General features: G+C 74.4%; 18 protein-coding genes and 3 pseudogenes. 15 read left to right on the forward strand and 6 right to left on the reverse strand.

Features of this window, described 5'->3' with window-relative positions; genetic code table 11:
* Nucleotides 1–10 precede the first annotated feature (10 nt).
* The 5 genes and pseudogenes from KIS93_RS10230 (at nucleotide 11) to KIS93_RS67385 (ending at nucleotide 5,065) form a co-directional block, all read left to right on the forward strand.
* Nucleotides 11–586 (forward strand): TetR/AcrR family transcriptional regulator, encoded by a 576-nt coding sequence (locus tag KIS93_RS10230; RefSeq protein ID WP_080046667.1) that lies wholly within the window; start codon nucleotides 11–13, stop codon nucleotides 584–586.
* Nucleotide 587: 1 nt separating this feature from the next.
* A complete protein-coding gene (locus KIS93_RS10235; protein ID WP_080038233.1) occupies nucleotides 588–983 on the forward strand; it encodes a tautomerase family protein in 396 nt (131 codons plus the stop codon).
* A 108-nt stretch (nucleotides 984–1,091) separates the two neighbouring features.
* A pseudogene (locus KIS93_RS64920) lies at nucleotides 1,092–4,523 on the forward strand (nSTAND1 domain-containing NTPase); the annotation flags it as partial.
* A gap of 80 nt (nucleotides 4,524–4,603) precedes the next feature.
* Nucleotides 4,604–4,768, forward strand: a pseudogene (locus tag KIS93_RS68930) (WD40 repeat domain-containing protein); the annotation flags it as partial.
* Between the two features lie 165 nt (nucleotides 4,769–4,933).
* Nucleotides 4,934–5,065, forward strand: a complete 132-nt coding sequence (locus KIS93_RS67385) for a hypothetical protein (protein ID WP_281261961.1) — start codon at nucleotides 4,934–4,936, stop codon at nucleotides 5,063–5,065.
* 20 nt (nucleotides 5,066–5,085) lie between these two features.
* Here KIS93_RS67385 and KIS93_RS10275 read toward each other — a convergent pair whose 3' ends face one another.
* The 3 genes and pseudogenes from KIS93_RS10275 to KIS93_RS10285 all read right to left on the reverse strand — a co-directional run bounded on the left by KIS93_RS10275 (nucleotide 5,086) and on the right by KIS93_RS10285 (nucleotide 7,442).
* The gene (locus KIS93_RS10275; protein WP_080038236.1) at nucleotides 5,086–6,285 is read right to left on the reverse strand and encodes an MFS transporter; all 1,200 of its coding nucleotides are present in this window, start codon (nucleotides 6,283–6,285) and stop codon (nucleotides 5,086–5,088) included.
* Nucleotides 6,286–6,414: 129 nt separating this feature from the next.
* Nucleotides 6,415–6,842 (reverse strand): annotated as a pseudogene (locus KIS93_RS68935) (DUF6010 family protein).
* 189 nt (nucleotides 6,843–7,031) lie between these two features.
* Nucleotides 7,032–7,442 carry a hypothetical protein gene (locus KIS93_RS10285; RefSeq protein ID WP_080038238.1) on the reverse strand — a complete coding sequence of 137 codons (411 nt, stop codon included), beginning with the start codon at nucleotides 7,440–7,442 and terminating at the stop codon, nucleotides 7,032–7,034.
* A gap of 212 nt (nucleotides 7,443–7,654) precedes the next feature.
* Between KIS93_RS10285 and KIS93_RS10290 the strand changes: the two genes are divergently transcribed.
* The gene (locus tag KIS93_RS10290) at nucleotides 7,655–8,983 is read left to right on the forward strand and encodes a CBM35 domain-containing protein (RefSeq protein ID WP_155126933.1); all 1,329 of its coding nucleotides are present in this window, start codon (nucleotides 7,655–7,657) and stop codon (nucleotides 8,981–8,983) included.
* 45 nt (nucleotides 8,984–9,028) lie between these two features.
* Complete coding sequence (locus tag KIS93_RS10295; protein WP_080038240.1) at nucleotides 9,029–9,820, forward strand: class I SAM-dependent DNA methyltransferase; 792 nt, start codon at nucleotides 9,029–9,031, stop codon at nucleotides 9,818–9,820.
* A gap of 6 nt (nucleotides 9,821–9,826) precedes the next feature.
* Here the strand turns inward: KIS93_RS10295 and KIS93_RS10300 are convergent, their stop codons facing one another.
* Complete coding sequence (locus KIS93_RS10300) at nucleotides 9,827–10,006, reverse strand: hypothetical protein (RefSeq protein ID WP_080038241.1); 180 nt, start codon at nucleotides 10,004–10,006, stop codon at nucleotides 9,827–9,829.
* Nucleotides 10,007–10,104: 98 nt separating this feature from the next.
* Here KIS93_RS10300 and KIS93_RS10305 point away from each other — a divergent pair, with 98 nt between their 5' ends.
* From KIS93_RS10305 to KIS93_RS10340, 8 genes are all read left to right on the forward strand, one after another.
* Complete coding sequence (locus KIS93_RS10305; protein WP_080046668.1) at nucleotides 10,105–10,548, forward strand: MarR family winged helix-turn-helix transcriptional regulator; 444 nt, start codon at nucleotides 10,105–10,107, stop codon at nucleotides 10,546–10,548.
* A 17-nt stretch (nucleotides 10,549–10,565) separates the two neighbouring features.
* Nucleotides 10,566–11,303, forward strand: a complete 738-nt coding sequence (locus tag KIS93_RS10310; protein WP_155126939.1) for a helix-turn-helix domain-containing protein — start codon at nucleotides 10,566–10,568, stop codon at nucleotides 11,301–11,303.
* Nucleotides 11,296–12,465 carry a cytochrome P450 gene (locus KIS93_RS10315; protein WP_080038243.1) on the forward strand — a complete coding sequence of 390 codons (1,170 nt, stop codon included), beginning with the start codon at nucleotides 11,296–11,298 and terminating at the stop codon, nucleotides 12,463–12,465. The genes KIS93_RS10310 and KIS93_RS10315 overlap by 8 nt, the downstream gene beginning before the upstream one ends.
* 60 nt (nucleotides 12,466–12,525) lie before the next feature.
* Nucleotides 12,526–13,104 (forward strand): PadR family transcriptional regulator, encoded by a 579-nt coding sequence (locus tag KIS93_RS10320; RefSeq protein ID WP_230466116.1) that lies wholly within the window; start codon nucleotides 12,526–12,528, stop codon nucleotides 13,102–13,104.
* Entirely contained in the window at nucleotides 13,101–13,865 is a 765-nt protein-coding gene (locus tag KIS93_RS10325) for an SGNH/GDSL hydrolase family protein (RefSeq protein WP_080038245.1), read from the forward strand. The genes KIS93_RS10320 and KIS93_RS10325 overlap by 4 nt, the downstream gene beginning before the upstream one ends.
* Before the next feature lie 326 nt (nucleotides 13,866–14,191).
* Complete coding sequence (locus tag KIS93_RS10330) at nucleotides 14,192–14,539, forward strand: STAS domain-containing protein (RefSeq protein WP_080038247.1); 348 nt, start codon at nucleotides 14,192–14,194, stop codon at nucleotides 14,537–14,539.
* Nucleotides 14,540–14,635: 96 nt separating this feature from the next.
* Complete coding sequence (locus tag KIS93_RS10335; RefSeq protein ID WP_080038248.1) at nucleotides 14,636–15,289, forward strand: MIP/aquaporin family protein; 654 nt, start codon at nucleotides 14,636–14,638, stop codon at nucleotides 15,287–15,289.
* 391 nt (nucleotides 15,290–15,680) lie between these two features.
* Nucleotides 15,681–16,271 carry a hypothetical protein gene (locus tag KIS93_RS10340; protein WP_186404074.1) on the forward strand — a complete coding sequence of 197 codons (591 nt, stop codon included), beginning with the start codon at nucleotides 15,681–15,683 and terminating at the stop codon, nucleotides 16,269–16,271.
* A gap of 292 nt (nucleotides 16,272–16,563) precedes the next feature.
* Here KIS93_RS10340 and KIS93_RS10345 read toward each other — a convergent pair whose 3' ends face one another.
* Nucleotides 16,564–16,917: an STAS domain-containing protein gene (locus tag KIS93_RS10345; protein ID WP_080038250.1), complete on the reverse strand. Its 354-nt coding sequence runs from the start codon at nucleotides 16,915–16,917 to the stop codon at nucleotides 16,564–16,566.
* Nucleotides 16,893–17,269 (reverse strand): aromatic-ring hydroxylase C-terminal domain-containing protein (locus KIS93_RS63260; RefSeq protein WP_478212895.1); only part of this gene is annotated, 377 nt, incomplete at its 5' end. The genes KIS93_RS10345 and KIS93_RS63260, both read right to left, overlap by 25 nt.

Here is a 17,269-nt window from a genome sequence, read left to right on the forward strand (position 1 = left end):
TATGTACGGCGTGGACACCAGGGAACGACTCATCGAGACCACCCGCGAGCTGCTGTGGGAGCGCGGCTACGTCGGCACCAGCCCCAAGGCGATCCAGCAGCGCTCCGGCGCCGGCCAGGGCAGCATGTACCACCACTTCCACGGCAAGCCCGACCTCGCGCTCGCCGCCATCACCCGCAACGCCGACGAGCTGCGCGAGCGGGCCCGCACCGCGTTCGACGGGCCCGGCACCGTGACCGACCGCGTCACCGCCTACCTGCGCCGCGAACGCGACGCCCTGAAGGGCTGCCCCGTCGGCCGCCTCACCCAAGACCCCGACGTCATGGCCGACCCCGACCTGCGCCGGCCCATCGAGGAGACGTTCTCCTGGCTCACCGCCACCCTGGCCGGCCTGCTCGCCCAGGGCCGCGCCGACGGCGAGCTCGACCCCGCACTCGACCCCCAGGCCACGGCCGCCGCGCTGGTCGCCGTGGTGCAGGGCGCCTACGTCCTGGCCCGCGCCGCCGGCACCGCCGACCTGTACGCCCAAGCCGTCGACGGCGCCCTCGCCCTCATCCGCCCCCACCGGCAGAAGGAGAACCACTGACATGCCCTTCGTCCGCATCGACGCCCTCCGCGCCGACACCGCCCGCCTCGACGCGCTCGGCCGCGCCGTCCACGACGCCCTCGTCGAGACCATCGGCATCCCGCCCGGCGACCTGTTCCAGGTGCTGACCGCCCACGACGGCACGCACAGCCTGATGCGGTACGGCGACTTCCCCGACACCCGCCGCGACGACGACCTCGTCTACATCTCCATCACCCTGCGCTCCGGCCGCACCCCCGACCGGAAACGCGCCCTGTACCGGCGCATCGCCGAACTCGCCCACTCCTACACGGGCACCGAGCCGCGCAACGTCCTCGTCTTCCTCACCGAGAACGAGCTGATCGACTGGTCGTTCAGCGACGGCGTCGCCCACTACGCGCCCGCCCAGGACGACTGACCTCATCACCACTTGCGGTCATCTGCCTACCTTCCGTCACGGATGCGAGTACGGTGACATCCGACCGGCTCGACCGAGGGCGAGGAGGACCGCGATGGACGCCACCCCATGACCGCACCCCCGCCGGACGGGGAACGGCTGCCGGGAGAGGAGCCGGTCCGTCATGACGTCCACGTGGAGGTCTCCGGGCACGGCCGGGCCTTTCTGACAAGCGGCGGCTCCCAGACCGTCATCATCCACAACGGCCCCTGGCAGCGCGCCCGCGTCACGACGGACGAGGTCACCGACGACTGCCCCTACCCCGGGCTGGCCGCGTTCGGCGCCCATCAGGCCCGCTGGTTCTTCGGCCGCGACGAGGTCATCGCCGACCTGCTCACCCGGCTCGACCACCGCCTGACCGCCGGCGGACCGCAACTGGTGGTGGCTCCCTCGGGGGCGGGCAAGTCCTCACTCCTGCACGCCGGGCTGCTGCCCCGCCTGGCCGAGGGCGCGCTGCCGGGCTCCCGCACCTGGCCCGTCCTGGTCCTCACCCCGACCGCCGACCCCTTCGCCGCCCTGGCCGCCCAGCTCCGCCCCGGCGACGACCAGGCCCAGGTGGCCGCCGAACTGGCCGCGAGCCCACCCCGCGCCGCCGCACTACTCCGCCACCTCCTGAACCCTGGCCCCGACCCGGCTTCAGCGACCGGTCGGCGGGTCGTCGTGGTGGTCGACCAGTTCGAGGAGCTGTTCACGCTCTGCCCCGACCGCCGGCGGCGCGAGGCGTTCATCGAGACGCTCACCCACCTCGCCGCCCCCGAACGCCCGGGCGCCGCGCCGGTGGCGCTGGTGGTGGCCGGGCTGCGGGCCGACTTCTACCCCGCCTGCGCCGCCCACCCCGCCTTGCGCGCCGCACTCCAGGACCGGCACCTGCTGCTCGGCGCGATGACCGCCCGCCAGGTGGAGGAGGCGATCACCTACCCGGCCAGGGCGGCCGGGCTGGAGATCGAGCCCGGCCTGGTCGAGCTGCTGCTACGGGACCTGGGCGTCGGCCACGACCCCGCATCCGTCCCGGACCAGGACCTCGACACGGCACTCTGGACGGACCCGGACGAGCGAGGCGGCTACGAGCCCGGCCGCCTGCCGCTGCTCGCCCACGCCCTGCGCGCCACGTGGGTCCAGCGCCAGGGCAGCGCCATGACCGTGCAGGGCTACCGCGACGCCGGCACCATCCACCGCGCGCTGGCCCGCACCGCCGACCGCGTCCACGACGCCCTGCCGCCGGCGGCGCGGCAGGCAGCGCGCCCGTTGTTCCTGCGCCTGGTCAAGATCGGCGACGGCACGCAGGACACCCGGCGCCGCCTGTCCCGCACGGAGCTGATCGAGGCCGCCGCCGACCCCGAAGCCGCCGCGGTCGCGCTGGACGCCTTCACCGCCGACCGCCTGCTCACCCAGGACGACGGCACGGTGCTGATCACGCACGAGGCGCTGCTGCGCGGCTGGCCCCGGCTGCGCGGCTGGATCGGCGACGACCGCGCCGGCCGCCTGCTGCACCAGGACCTGGAGGAGACAGCCGCCGCGTGGGTACGCTCTGGCCACGACGCCGCCCTCCTGTACCGGGGCAGCCGCCTGGACGCGGCCCGCGCCTGGGCCGAGACCGACCCGCGCCGCTCCCGCACCGGAACCGGCCACCGCTCCCACGACCGTACCGGAACCGGCCACCGCTCCCTCGACGGGAACGGGACCGGCCACCGCTCCCACGACCAGGCAGTCCCCGGCCGTTCTCGCGACGAACTCAGCCCCGCCGCGCAGGCGTTCCTGGACGCCGCGGTCCGGTTGCGGCGGCGTACCCAGCGGCGGCGGACCGCCGTCACCGCCGCGCTGGCGGCGCTGGCCCTGCTCGCCTCCACCACCGCCGTGTTCGCCTCCGTGCAGCGGCGTGAGGCGCTGCACCAGCGCGACACCGCCGTCTACCAGCGGCTGCTGTCGGAGGCCGACCGCACCGCCGACACCGACACCGTCCTGTCGGCCCAGCTCACCCTGCTCGCCCGCCGCGAACGCCCCGCCGACCAGCCCAAGGACGAGACCGACACGCGCCTGCTCAACACCCAGCACGTCCCGCTGCCGATCGTCCTGACCGGCCACCAGGCCGAGGTCAACGCGGTCGCGTTCAGCCCCGACGGCCGGACCCTGGCGACCAGCTCCGACGGCACGATCCGCCTCTGGAACATGGAGACCCCCGGCCACATCACCCTGCGCGGCCGCCCGCTGCCCAGCCACGCCGGCGTCAACGCCAAGGTGGCGTTCAGCCCGGACGGCCGGACGCTGGCCGCCACCGGAGCCGACGGCACGATCCGGCTGTGGGACGTCACCGACCCCGACCGCCCCGCACCCCGAGGCGCCCCTCTGACCGGCCACAAGGGCTACGTCTTCGCCCTCGCGTTCAGCCCGGACGGCAGGACGCTGGCGAGCGGCGCCGCCGACGGCACCGTACGTCTGTGGAGTGTGGAAACCCCCGGCCCGCGCGGAAAGCCGCTCACCGCCCACCACGGCCAGGTGATCGCGGTGGCGTTCAGTCCCGACGGCCGCACGCTGGCCAGCGGCGGCGGCGACACGCTCATCCGGCTGTGGGACGTGCGCGACCCCGCCCACCCGTCCCCGCGCGGCAGGCCCTTGACCGAGCACTCCGACACGGTCACCGCGCTGGCGTTCAGCCCGGACGGCGAGACGCTGGCCAGCAGCGGCATGGACGCCTCCGTGCGGCTGTGGAACGTGCGCGACCCCCGCCACCCCGCTCCCCGTGGCTACCCGCTGGACGGCCACACGGGCTCCGTCCTCGCGGTGGCGTTCAGCCCCGACGGTCGGACGCTGGCCAGCGCCGGCGCCGACCATTCCATCCGCGTCTGGGACGTCATCGACCCCGGCGTCCCCCGCCTGCGCGGCCGCCCGCTGACGGGTCACGCCGACGCGGTCTGGGGCCTGGCGTTCAGCCCGGACGGCCGCACCCTGGCCAGCGCCGCCAACGACCACTCCGTCCGCCTCTGGCAGCTGCCGCCGGGCCGGCTCGCGGGCCACACCGGCGAGGTGTGGACGGTGGCGTTCGCCCCCGACGGCCGCACCCTCGCCAGCGGCGGCAAGGACCGCACCGTCCGGCTGTGGGACGTCACCGACCCCGACCGCCCGGCACCCCGGGGCAGGCCGCTCACCGGCCACGCCGACGCGGTGACGTGGCTGGCGTTCAGCCCCGACGGCCGCACCCTCGCCAGCGCCGGCGAGGACCGGGAGATCCGCCTGTGGAACGTGACGAACCCGGACCATCCGGCCCTCCGCGGCAAACCGCTCACCGGCCACACCAGTTACCTCATGGCGGTGGCGTTCAGCCCCGACGGCCGGACGCTGGCCAGCGCCGCCGAGGACGGCACGGTCCGCCTGTGGAACGTGGCCGACCCCGACCACCCGTCCCCGCGCGGCAGGCCGCTCACCGGCCACGGCGGCGGCGTCTACACCCTCGCGTTCACCCGCGACGGCACCACCCTCGCCACCGCCGGCCAGGACCGGAAGGTGCGGCTGTGGGACGTACGCGACCCGCCCGCCCCGCCCTCCTCGGCCGCCCGCTCGCCGGCCACGGCACCGACGTGCTCGCGGTGGCGTTCAGCCCGGACGGCGCGACGTTGGCCAGCGCCGGCCGCGACCGCACCGTACGCCTCTGGAACGTGCGCGACCCCCGGCACGCCACGCCCTACCCCTTGCCCCCGCCCGCGCACACCGCCGCCGTCGCCTCCGTCACCTTCTCGCCCGACGGCCGGAGGCTGGCCACCGCCGGCGCCGACCACACCATCCGCCTCTGGGACGCCACCCACCCCGCCTCGGCCCACCCGACCGGCCTCCCGCTGACCACCCCCGGCACCGTCATCGGCCGCACCCTCTTCAGCCCGGACGGCCGCCGCCTAGCCAGCGCGACCTCCAACGGCGACGTGCTCCTGTGGGACCTGCGCCCCGAACAGTCCGCCCACCGCATCTGCACCCTCACGGGCACCTTCTTCACCCACCAGACCTGGCAGCGCGACGTGGGCAAGGACGTCGCCTACGCCCCGCCGTGCGCATGACCCCGGACACCACCGGCCCTTCAGCGGGGCAGGAGGGCGATGGTGCCGATGAGGAGGACGCCGGCGACGGCGATCGCCGTCCGGCCGCCGGCGAGGCCCGCCAGGACGCCCCACAACGCCGTGGCCGTCGCGATCGTGGCGCGGCTGGTGATGGTCCAGGCGGTGAGGACGCGGGCCACCGTGTCCTGGGGCGCGCGGCGCAGCCGGTACGTCACCAGCACCGGGTTGAAGACCGCGATACACGTGATCAGGCCCAGTTCGGCCGCCATGACGACGAGCAGCCCGCCCGTGCCGGGGCCGACGAACGCCAGCCCCACGAGCCACAGCACCCGCGCGGCCCCGAAGCCGAGCAGGATCCGCCGCTCCCCGAAGCGCCGCACCAGCGGCCGGGACAGCCGGGCCCCCGCGATCCCGCCGAGGCACGGCACGCCGAGGGCGAGCCCGTACTCCAGGGGAGTGAAGCCGAGGTCGTGCACCATCAGGTGGAGCAGCAGGGGAGCGGTGGCCATGATGAGGGCGTTCACCAGGACGCCGTTGGCGAACAGCAGGCGCAGGTCCCGGTCGGCGGCGATCGCGCGCCAGCCCTCCGCCACGTCCCTCAGCCGGGAGCCGCCGGCGGCGCGGGCGGGCGGCGGGGGCTCGGGCGCGGTGATCGAGCGCAGGCCCAGCGCGGACAGCGCGTAGCTGACGGCGTTCAGGGCGACCGTGACGACCGGGCCGAGCAGGCCGACGAGCGCGCCGCCGGCGGGCGGCCCGACGGCGGTGGCCAGCCAGGAGACGGTCTCGAACCGGCTGTTGGCCCGCACGAGGTGCCGGTCGGGGACGAGCGATCTGAGGTGCGCGCCGCCGGCCCCGACGAAGACGATGTCGGAGACGGCGACCACGACGGCCACCGCGAGGAGCTGGGCGTAGGTGAGCAGCCCCGGCGCGTACGCGGCCGGCACGCTCAGCAGGACGAGGAAGCGCACCAGGTCGGCGCGCACCATCAGCGGGCGCTTGCGCTGGAACTCGATCCACGGGCCGAGCGGCACCGCCAGCAGCGCGCCGGCCGCCCCGGACGCCGCCGCCATCCAGGAGAGCTGCGCGGCGCTCGCGTCCAGCACGAGGACGGCGATCAGCGGGAGGGAGTCGAGGGCCAGGTACGTCCCCGCGGCGCTGGTCGCGTAGGCCCCCCACAACCTGCCGAAGTCGCGCCCCAGACCGCCGCCGTCGCCCGCCATCCCGCTCCCTCCGATCGGACCGGAGCCGATCCAACACGGGGGAGGGCGGCAGGCTCAAACAACGGACGTTCACGCGCGGACAACCGCTGGTTGTCCGCCGAGGCAGGCGGGCTGTCCGGGGCCGGCGGGCTATTCGGGGCCGGCGGCGAGCGGGGCGGCCGGCGTACGGGTGAAGCGGGCGCGGATCCAGCCGGGGATGGACGGGCCGCCCGCGAAGCACCACAGCGCGATCACCGGGTCGCAGATGGCGCAGCCGAGGGAGGCCTCGTGCGAGATGGGCAGGATGGGGCTGCCCTTGAGGTGGTGGACGACGTCCCAGGCGGTGTGCACGAGCCAGCCGATCCCGATCCAGGTCCAGCTCTTGAGCCCCCGGTAGGCGATGTACGACATGACGACGGGCAGCACGAACTCCCAGTAGCCGAGCCCGAACCCGCTCAGGTAGGCGGCCCCGCGCCCCCGACCACGACGGCGTTGAGGGGGCGGCGGTGCGGCTCGGGCACCAGGGAGACGATGGTGACGGCGATCAGGCCGATCACGATCGGCATGATGATGGACATGACGGTCCGTTCTGCGAAAACGTGGAAGGAATGGACGAGCCGCCCGGCCGGGGGGCGCCGCCAGCCTAGAGCGGTCCCGCCCTGGCGTCCCACGGGGTGGAACGCCAACTTCCAACGGATTCTCGCCAGCCGGGTCAGGCCGGGCCTTGGGGGAGAGGCCCGGCCTGACCGGCCCGCGGGTGCCGGGGGCTACGGCTCCAGCAGGATGGAGTTGACCGGCGACAGGTTCACGACGTAGCCGCCGGGGCCGAGGCGGGCGCCGCAGTTCTGGCCGCCGTAGGCCGCGCAGAGGCGCAAGCCCGCGCCGCCGGTCTGGTTGTTCACGACCAGGCGGTCGCCGAAGACGTTCCTCAGGTTGTGGGCGCCGTACCTGAAGTACGTGTCCGGATTGCCGTTCGGGGTCGCGTCCGGATAGATGCACACGTGCCCGGACGGGCATCCCGCTCTCGCGCGCTCCATTTCCATGGCCGGCACCTGGCCGGTCGTGGCGGCGGCGGGGGCGGACAGCGCGGCCAGCACCGCGAGGGCCGTGACGCCGCAGGACAGGAGCGCGCCGCGAAGACGGGTCGGGCGGGCGGCGTGGTGGATGGTCTTCCGCATGGTGGTCCCTGCTTTCTCTCTAGGACGGATGGCCGGTGCTCCGGGGGGCTCCCGGCCGGCGCTGTGCCAGCTAAACGGGCCCGGCGGGCCGTCCGACAGGGAGGCGGACGGACTCGTGCGAACTCGTCCGGAACCGGCCGCCCGCGAGCCGGTCCCGGACACTTTGCGGCCACCCCCGGACGCGCTGCGTAATGATTCGTATACTTTCCGGCGTGGACGGGGTCAGGAAGGGGCCGATGAACGCCGATCCGGGCAACGATCCTCCCGCGCCGGAGGAGGAAGGGCGGCTCCGGCCGGAGGCCGTGCACCGCCACGAGGAGCTGGTGGCGTTGCTGGCCGAGCAGTTCGCAAGGGCCGACGTGTCGCTGCGGGAGCTGCAGGCGCGGGCCGACCGCTCCGGCGGCACCCGCCTGCCCCGCGCCACCTGCGCCGACATGCTCGCCGGCCGGCGCTTCCCGCGCAAGGCGGTGATGGTGGCGTTCCTGCGGGCCTGCCAGGTGCCCGAGCAGCGGCTGCCCGCCTGGGAGCGGGCCTGGGAGCGGGTACGCCTCGCCCGCATGCAGCCGCCGCCGGCCGCAGGTGCTCCGCCGCCGGCCTCGCCGGAGGCATCCACGAGACGGAGGCGGGGCGTGCCGGTGCGGGCAGGGGCCCTGGCGGCGGCTGTGATCGTGACGGCAGGCGCGATCGTGACGGCGGTCGCGATCGCGTGGCCGGGCTCGGACACGCTCACCGACGACGGCCGCGCGTTCGGCCCGGGCGGGTCGAGCCGGTTCACCGTGCGCATCGATCCGACGGCCGGCCCGGTGCGGCTGGTCCGCCGCCTGGACGCCCGCGTCTCGCGTCAGCGGGCCGCGATCACGGTGAACGGCGCCCCCGCCGGCCACTGGGAGCCCCTGCCCGACGGCAGCGGCGGCTGGGCGGAGCAGCACGTCGACCTGCCGCCGTCCGTGACGGCAGGCCGCGGCACGCTGGCCGTCCTGACCTCGTTCACCTCCTCGGAGTGGGACTTCAGCGAGTTCAGGTACGCCGTCGAGCAGCAGACCGACGGCGGATGGCGCACCACTGACACCCTCGACGTCGGCCACGCGGAGAGCGAGGCCGCGCACGGCTACCGCGTCGCGGGCGAGACCTTCCGCGGCAGCCGTACCCTCGAACCGAGCTTGAGGACGGCCGCGCGGGTCCGCTACGAGGCGGAGGCCGGGCGGATCAGCCACGCCAGGATCCGCTCCGGCGCCGCCGGCGCCTCACAGGGCGCGGTCGTGGCAGGGCTCGACCACGAGGACAGCTGGGTGGACCTGAAGGTGTACGCGCCGCGGGCCGGCCGTCACACCGCGCACGTGACCTACGCCGCCGGCTACGGCGACGCGCAGCACGCGGTGACGGTGAACGGCTCGACCCGGTTCACCCTCGACTACCCCCAGCACGGCTGGGACGTGTGGCGGCAGGTGACGGCGTCGCTGCCGCTGTCCCGCGGCTGGAACACGCTGCGGTTCCGGCACCACGACCGCTGGGCGGAGCTGGATCACGTCGAGATCGCCTGACGGCGGTCATGGAGATCGGCGGCGCCGCGCCGCTAGCCTGTCCGGATGAAGACGCATGGTGAGCTGAAGGGGTTCTGGGAGCGGCGCCTGCGGTCCGACTGGACGGAGAGCGGGGTCGGCTACGCGGCGCTGGGCCGGGCGTTCAACACGTGGATGTACCGCGTGCGCGCGGAGGTCTTCGACCGCGAGGCGGCCACCCTGCCGCTCGACCTGCCGGAGGCGCGCGTCCTCGACATCGGCTCGGGCACGGGCTTCTACGTGCGCCGCTGGCAGGGCCTGGGGGTCCGGTCGATCGTCGGCTGCGACCTCACGGCGGCGGCGGTGGAGCGGCTGCGCGGGCGCTTCCCCGGCGTGGAGTTCCACGAGGTGGACATCGCGGAGCCGGGCGAGGTGCTGGAGCGGGGCGCGTTCGACGCGGTGTCGGCCATGGACATGCTGTTCCACATCACCGACGACGCCCGCTACCGGGCCGCGCTCGGCTCGATGGCCGCGGCGTTGCGTCCGGGCGGCATCCTCGTCCTGTCGGAGAACTTCCTGCGGCGGCCCGAGCAGCGCGGCGACCACCAGGTCAACCACACGCTGCCGTGGATCACCGAGGCGCTCGAGGCGGCCGGGTTCGACGTGATGCGCCGGGTGCCGATGCTCGTCCTCATGAACGCGCAGGTCGACGCGAACCCCGTCTGGCGCAAGCTCTGGGGCGGCCTCCTGCGCGCGGTCACGTTGAGCGAGTGGACGGGGAGCCTGGCGGGCTCGCTGCTCTACCCGCTGGAGCGGCGGCTGGTGCGGGTGCTGCGGGAGAGCCCCACCACGGAGCTGATGATCTGCCGCCGCCGCTGAGGCGGATCAGGAGGAGAAGTGCATGACGACGGCCAGCCCGACGAAGTGCATGAGCGCCACGGCGACGAGCAGCGAGACGAACACGAACTTGGCCGGGCCGTGCTCGAAGTGCTTGCCTTCCTTCAGCGGCGGCAGCTTGGCCTGGCGCTCGGCGATGCGCTCCTCCAGCGGCTTGCGGTGAAACACGGGGATGTCCTCCAGCCGAACGTTTTGTTTTGTGTGCCAATGGTTTGTACACCAAGTAAGCTACCAGACGACGAAAGGGGTGCACACCGATGGAGCCTGTGACAGAGACGACAGATCTGCTGGCGCTGGACCGGCAGGTGTGCTTCGCCCTCAGCGTCGCCTCGCGCAGCGTGATCGCCCTCTACCGCCCGCTGCTGCAGCCCATGGGCCTGACGCACCCGCAGTACCTGGCGATGCTCGCGCTCTGGGAGCGCGAGCCGCTGTCGGTCAAGGAGCTGGGGGAGCTGCTGCAGCTCGACCCCGGCACCATGTCGCCGCTGCTCAAGCGGCTGGAGGCGCTGGGCTACGTCCGGCGCGAGCGCAGCAGCAAGGACGAGCGGGCCCTGGCCGTGACTCTCACCCCGGAGGGGCGGGCGCTGCGGGCGCAGGCGGAGAAGATCCCGCCGGCCATCGTGGCCCGGCTCGGCATGAGCCTCGACGAGCTGCAGCGCCTGCACGAGTCGCTGACCCGGGTGATCGCCGCCGCCCGCGGCGCTCTGTGAACAGCCGGACCGCACGGGTGACCGCGTTGCCCGTGCCCGCCGACCTGGCCCACCTGGTGGCCGCGAGCTGGGTGCTGGCCGGCGGCGCGGTGCCGCGAGGCTTGCCGCACCCCGCCGTCGATCTGCTGGTCATGCCCGATGGGGAGTGCCGGCTGGCCGGCCCGGAGACGCGGGTCCGGCAGGGGACGCTGCCCGGGGGCGGAGCGCTCGTCGGGCTGCGGTTGCGGCCGGGCACGGTGACCGGGCTGTTCGGGGTCGCGGCCGACGAGGTGCCGCTGGCCGGGGCGCCCCTCGATGCCGGGCGCCTGGACGGGCCGGTGGCCGAGCGGCCGGCCGGAGCGCTGGCCCTGGTACGGGCGCGTGCCGGGCGGTGCCAGGTCGACGAGCGGGTGCGGGCCGTGGTGGCGGCCATGCACGCGAGCCCGGGTACGCCGGTGCACCGGCATGCCGCCCGGGCCGGGCTGTCGGAGCGGCAGCTACGGCGGCGCTTCGGGGTGGCGGTCGGGCTGCGGCCCAAGGCGTACGTGCGGGTGGTCCGGCTGCACCACGCGCTCGCCGCCGCGCGCGCCGCGATGGCCAGGGGCGAGCGCCCGGACTGGGCGGCCATCGCCGTCCGCAGCGGCTGCTACGACCAGTCCCACCTGCTCGCCGAGTTCCGGCACGCGGTCGGGGCGCCGCCGGCCACGCTGCTGCCGGACGTCCGTTTTCTCCAAGCCCCGCCGGGCCGGGGTCAACACACTCGAAGGCATGAGTGATGATGTCGTCGAGGAGATCTTCGGCTGGTACCGGGAGACCGCACGCGACGGTCTCGCCGGCGACGGGGTGCGGTTCGCCGAGCCGGTCGGCGCCTGGGTGGTGCACGGCTACGCCGAGGTGAAGCAGGTGCTCACCGACTACGCGGCGTTCTCCTCCGACGAGCGGCGCCACAGCGCGCGACCCGTGCCGCACCGGGACAATCCGGTGCTCGGCAGCTTGTCCGCGATCGACCCGCCCCGGCACCACCTGCTGCGCCGGCTGGTCAGCCGGGCCTTCACGCCCCGCGCGATCCAGGCCCTCCTCCCCTCGATCACCGACACCGTGCGCACGCAACTGGCCGGCGTGCGCGGTGAGCTGGACGTGATCGGCCGGCTCGGCTACCCGTTGCCGGTGCGCACCATCGCCACGCTGCTCGGCGTCGAAGCCGACCGGCAACCGGACTTCGTGCGCTGGAGCGAGGCGATAACGTCCTTCGCCGGCTCGTTCGCCGAGGACCCGGTGCGCCAGGACGCGTTCCGCGCCGCACATGCCGAACTGGCCGCGTACCTGCGGGAGGTGTTCGCCGAGCACCGCGCCCGGCCCCGAGGCGACGTGATCGACACCCTGCTGGCCGCCGAGCCGGACGGCGGCCGGCTCTCCGACGAGGAGCTGCTCGACTTCTGCACGCTGCTGCTCATCAACGGCCACGAGACCACCAAGACCCTGCTGGCCAACGTCGTGCTCTGCCTGGCGGCCCACCCCGACGCACTGGCCCGGCTCCGCGCCGAGCCTGAGCTGGTGCCCCATGCCATCGAGGAGGTGCTGCGCTTCCTGCCCCCGGCCGGTGGCACCGACCGCTTCACCACCGGCCCGGCACGCATCGCCGGGCACACCGTCGAGCCCGGCCGGCGAGTGATCGCCATGATGCTCTCGGCCAACCGCGACCCCCGGGTGTTCGCCGAGCCGGAGGAGTTCCGGCCGGACCGGACACCCAACGAGCACCTGTCCTTCGGCCACGGCGTGCACTTCTGCCTCGGCGTGCACCTGGTCAGGCACGAGGTCGCGATCGCGGTTCACGCGCTGCTGCGCCGCTTCCCCGGCCCGTGGTCGGTGGGCCGGATCGCGATCGAGCGCACCCCTGTCGGCATCGACGTGCTCGATCTGACGCTGGCCGGCTCGTAGGGACACCCTTGCAGGGCGGGAGCGGCCGCCTTATAGTCATCGACATGACTACTCATGGGGATGACTAGTAGGATGGCGCTCCGGCACGCCGTACTGGCGGCACTGCTCGACGGCGAGTACAGCGGCTACCAGCTCACCAAGATCTTCGACGTCGGCGTCTCCAACTTCTGGTACGCCGCCCCCCAGCAGCTCTACGCCGAGCTGGCCAAACTGGAGGCCGACGGCCTGGTGGCGGGGCGCGAGGTGGTCCAGCGCGGCCGCCCCAACAAGCGCCTCTTCAAGGTTACCGACGCCGGGCTGGAGGAGCTGGCCGCCTTCGCCGCCACCCCGGCCAAGCCCCTGCTGCTGCGCGACGACCTCGCCGTCAAGGTGCACGCCGCCGACCTGGTCGACCCGGCCCCGCTGATCGCGCAGCTACGGGAGCGGGCGCAGGAGGCCGCGGCCAAGCTGGCCCTGTTCGAGCAGACCCTGCGGCGCCTGCGCGGCGACCTCGGCGAGGAGGAGTTCCTGCGCGAGGGCGAGCGGATCGGGCCGTACCTGTCCTGCCTGGCCGGTTGCCGGCTGGAGCGGGAGATGCGCGACTGGTGCCAGGAGACCGCGCGGACGCTGGAGGAACGCGCGGGCAGGAGGGTGTCATGACGTACACGCGTTACGTCGCGCTGGGCGACAGCCAGACCGAAGGGCTCGGCGACGGCGACGACGTCGTGGGCCACCGGGGCTGGGCCGACCGGCTCGCCGAGCACCTGGCCGCCGCCAACCCCGGCCTGCTGTACGCCAACCTCGCCGTGCGCGGCCGGACGGCGGCACGCATCCGCGACGAGCAACTGGGGGCGGCGCTGGAGCTGCGGCCCGACCTGGCCACCGTCATGGCGGGCATGAACGACGTCATCCGCCCCGGGTTCGACGCGGCGCGGGTGGCCGGGGTGCTGGAGGAGATGTTCGAGGCGCTGACGGGCGCGGGCGCCCAGGTGGTGACCGTGACGTTCCCCGACATCGGCAGGATCGCGCCGCTGGCCCGGCCGCTGGTGCCGCGCGTGCTCGACTTCAACGAACGCGTCAGGAAGGCCGCGGCCCGGCACGGGGTGACGCTCGTGGACACGTACCCGCTGGAGTACGTGACCGACGCCCGCATGTGGAGCGTGGACCGGCTGCACGCCAGCCCGATGGGGCACGCCAGGTTCGCGGCCGGCGTCGCGCACGCGCTCGGGCTGCCCGGCAGCGACGACACATGGATGGCGCCGCTGCCCGCGCTGCCCCCGCCCGGCGTCTGGCGGGCCGCGGTGGCCGAGGCGCGCTGGCTGGCGACGTTCGCGGGGCCGTGGATCGGCCGGCGGCTGCGCGGGCGCTCCTCCGGCGACGGGCGGGCGGCCAAGCGCCCGTCGCTCACTCCCGTCGCATGAGATCATGGGGGGCTTCCCGAGACTGCTTCGAGGTGAGATGAGCGCCGTCACGTACGCCGAGCCGCCCGGGCCCCGTCCCGAGATCCCGCCGGCCGGCGGGGACGTCACCGAGGGGGCCGTCCGCATCGGCGACACGGCCCGCCGCCGGCTCGGCCCGACGCGCCGCTGCGGGAGGCGGGCGCGAACGGCCCGCCGCCGCCCTCGACGCGGCCCTGACCGCGCCGTGACGGCGCCGGCACCGGCGCGGTGGCCCATGACCGGGCGCCTACGGGTGTGGCGAGGCGGCCCATGACGGCCGGACGCCTGCGCATGTGGGGAGGCGGCCGATGACGACCGGACGTCTGCGGATCACCGAGACCGAGGTCGACTCCCGCGTCAGCGTGGTCACCGTCGGCGGTGACCTCGACATGGACACCTGCCACCTGCTGCAGGCCGCGCTCGCGCGGGCGCGGCCCCGGGTCGCGATCGACCTGGCCGCGCTGACCTCGGCCGACTCGTACGGGCTGACCGTCCTGCTGGCGACGCACCGGCACGCCCAGGCGGCGGGCGGCCGGGCGCTGGTGTGCGGGACAGGAGACCTGATGCGGGCGCTGTTCCGGCAGCGCGGCCTCGATCGCGTCCTGGAGCTGCGGGCCACGCTGGAGGAGGCCGTCGCCGAGCTGCGCGCGCTCTGACCTGCGGGACGCCGGAGTGGCCCGCCGCGTTGAACCCCGCCGTGCCGCCCCACGTTGGGAGGGCACGATGCGAAGTCCCTCAGGTGGGAGGACACGGTGCGCAGTTACATCACAGAGTTCATTGGAACGTTCTTCCTCGTCTTCACCGTCGGCGTCACGGCGCTCACGGGCGCGCCGCTGGCGCCGGTGGCCATCGGGGCGATCCTGATGGTCATGGTGTACGCCGGCGGCCACATCTCCGGCGGCCACTACAACCCGGCGGTGACGCTGGCCGTGTTACTGCGCGGCCGGATCACGATGGCCGACGCGCTGCCGTACTGGGTCGCGCAGGTGGCCGGCGGGGTCGTCGCGGCCATGGTCGCCGCGTACGTGATCAACCCGTCCGCGGTGCGGGCCGTCTCGCCGTCCGGGCGCGGGGTGTGGGTGGCGCTCGTGGCCGAGGCGCTGTTCACGTTCGCGCTGGCGTACGTGGTGCTCAACGCGGCCACGAGCAAGGACCACCCGGGCAACAGCTTCTACGGGCTGGCCATCGGGTTCACGGTGGCGGCCGGGGCGTTCACGGTCGGCGGGGTCTCGGGCGGGGCCTTCAACCCGGCGGTCGCGATCGGGGCGGCGTCGATCGGGCTGTTCGACTGGACGCGGATCTGGGTGTGGCTGGTGGCCGAGCTGATCGGCGCCGCCGCGGCCGGGATCGTGTTCCTCGCGCTCAACCCGTCGGACCGGGCTCCGGTGCGGGCGTCCGCGGCCTGATCCCCGCGTCTCCGGGCCGGCGCGTGGCCCTGTGACGCTCCGCCTCGCACGATCCGGCGCGCCCCTCCTACAGGCGGGATCGTGATCAGGAGGCCGGCGTGTCCGTGGGCGTCTCCGTGGGTGTCGCGGTGGGCGTCTCCGTAGGCGTGTCCGTGGGGGTTTCGGTCGGCGTTTCGGTCGGAGTCTCCGTGGGTGTCTCCGTGGGCGTCTCGGTCGGGGGCTCCGGGTGGGGTCGGTCGGCAGTGGGGTGACCGTCTGGGTCGGGGTGGGACATGGCGTCGGGGTCTGCCAGTTCGGGACGATCGCCCACCACTGCTTGGCGCGCTTCCACCCGTTCTTGCCCTGCGGGTACAGCCGGGCGGGCTGCGACAGGTCGAGGAGGTAGGCCGCCGTGGCGGTCTGGCCGTCGGTGGCAGCGGGAGTGGGGGTGGTGGCCTCAGGAACGGCGGTGGCGGTGGCCGTGCTGGTGGCGGTCCCGCCGGCGGTGCTGGTGGCGATCACCGACACCCAGTCGTCCTGCTCGATTCCGCTGTCCTCGCCGTCGCGCCCCCGAACGCTGGGCTGGCGGGTGGACTCGTCGATGGTGTACGTCCGCTCGAACCCGTCCTGGCTGCGTACGGTGATGGAGCCGTCGGACAGGGCGGTCACCTGGCCGGTCTGGGTGAGCAGCGTGACGGTGCCGCATCCGTCCTTGGTGGCCACCGCGAACTCGCCGTGCATCGCTCCGACGAACCCCCACGGGTTGATGGGCGGCAGCTCGGCCGGGGTGGGTGACGTGGTCGGGGCCGGGGTTTCGGCCGGTGGTTCGGTCGGGGTGGGGGTCTCGGTGGCCGGCGGCACCGGTGTCAGGGTGGCGGCGGAGGCCGAGACGGTCACCGCGAGGCCGCCGGTGGCGACGATCGCGATGGTGGCGAGCTTGAGCAGCCGCCGGTGGCGGGGACGTTCCTCGTGCGGTCGGCCGGAAGTCATGGGCGTCACCTGATCCTCTCGGGGTCCCTGGGGTCCTCGCGGTCAGCTGCCTGCCGTTCGCGCGCACGGCGAAGCACCGCCGTGGCGGGTGAACGAGGGCTGACTGGCGTCGTCGGTCGAAGGCGAACAGGTCGGACTACGACGCCGGCACCGCCGCGCGGCCGGCGCGGGTGCTCGGCGCGAACGCTGGCTCTGGTTGGACGTGGGACACACTCGGCCGGTTCCCACCGTTTTAAGAGCAGTCGTCCGGTTAGCGGCTTCAAGAGCAGTCGTCCGGTTAGCGGCGTTCGGCGAGGGACGCGCGGTCAGCGGCGTTCGGCGGGCTCCAGCTTCGGCAGCTGCTCGGTGGACTCGCACAGCAGCAGCCGCCCGCCCCTGGCGAGGACCGGCAGGCACAGGCGCGCGGCGTGCGGCCGGGGGCTGACGACGGCGAACAGGTGGCCGCGCTCGTGCGCGCGGCGGGCCGCCCCGAGCAGGACGCTCATCCAGCGGGTGCCGGTCAGCCGGCAGCCGGTCAGGTCGACGGCCACGCGCGGGCGGGTGTCGACGGCGGTGTCGAGCTGGGCTCGCAGGGCCGGCACCCGCCGGTCGTCGACCGTGCCGGCGACGCGCAGGACACTCCAGTGGCCGTGTGTCAGCAGGCTCGAGATGTAAGCCATGGCTCACTCACCTCACCTGTGCAGGTGGTCGGTCGCGGCCACGCCTCCGGACCTTTCCTGACGCGAACACTACCCCTTTGCCTGCGGGCTAGCGGATCACCGGTGCAGTGCCTGGGCCGGCGGCCCGGCGAGCTCGGCCAGGGCGCGGCGCAGGCCCGCGGGTCGGTCCCGGCCCAGCCGACGTACCCGTCGGGACGCACGAGCACGAGAGGGGCGGCGAACCCGGCGGAGGCGGCCACGCGGACGCGGTCGTCCCAGCCGGTGACGTCGGCGTCGCCTAGCAGGACGAAGCGGCCGCCGCGCAGCGCCTCGTACAGCCGGCCGCCGCCGGCGAGCGGGACGTCGGCGGCGC

Source organism: [Actinomadura] parvosata subsp. kistnae (genome assembly GCF_900323885.1).
Taxonomy (GTDB): domain Bacteria; phylum Actinomycetota; class Actinomycetes; order Streptosporangiales; family Streptosporangiaceae; genus Nonomuraea; species Nonomuraea composti.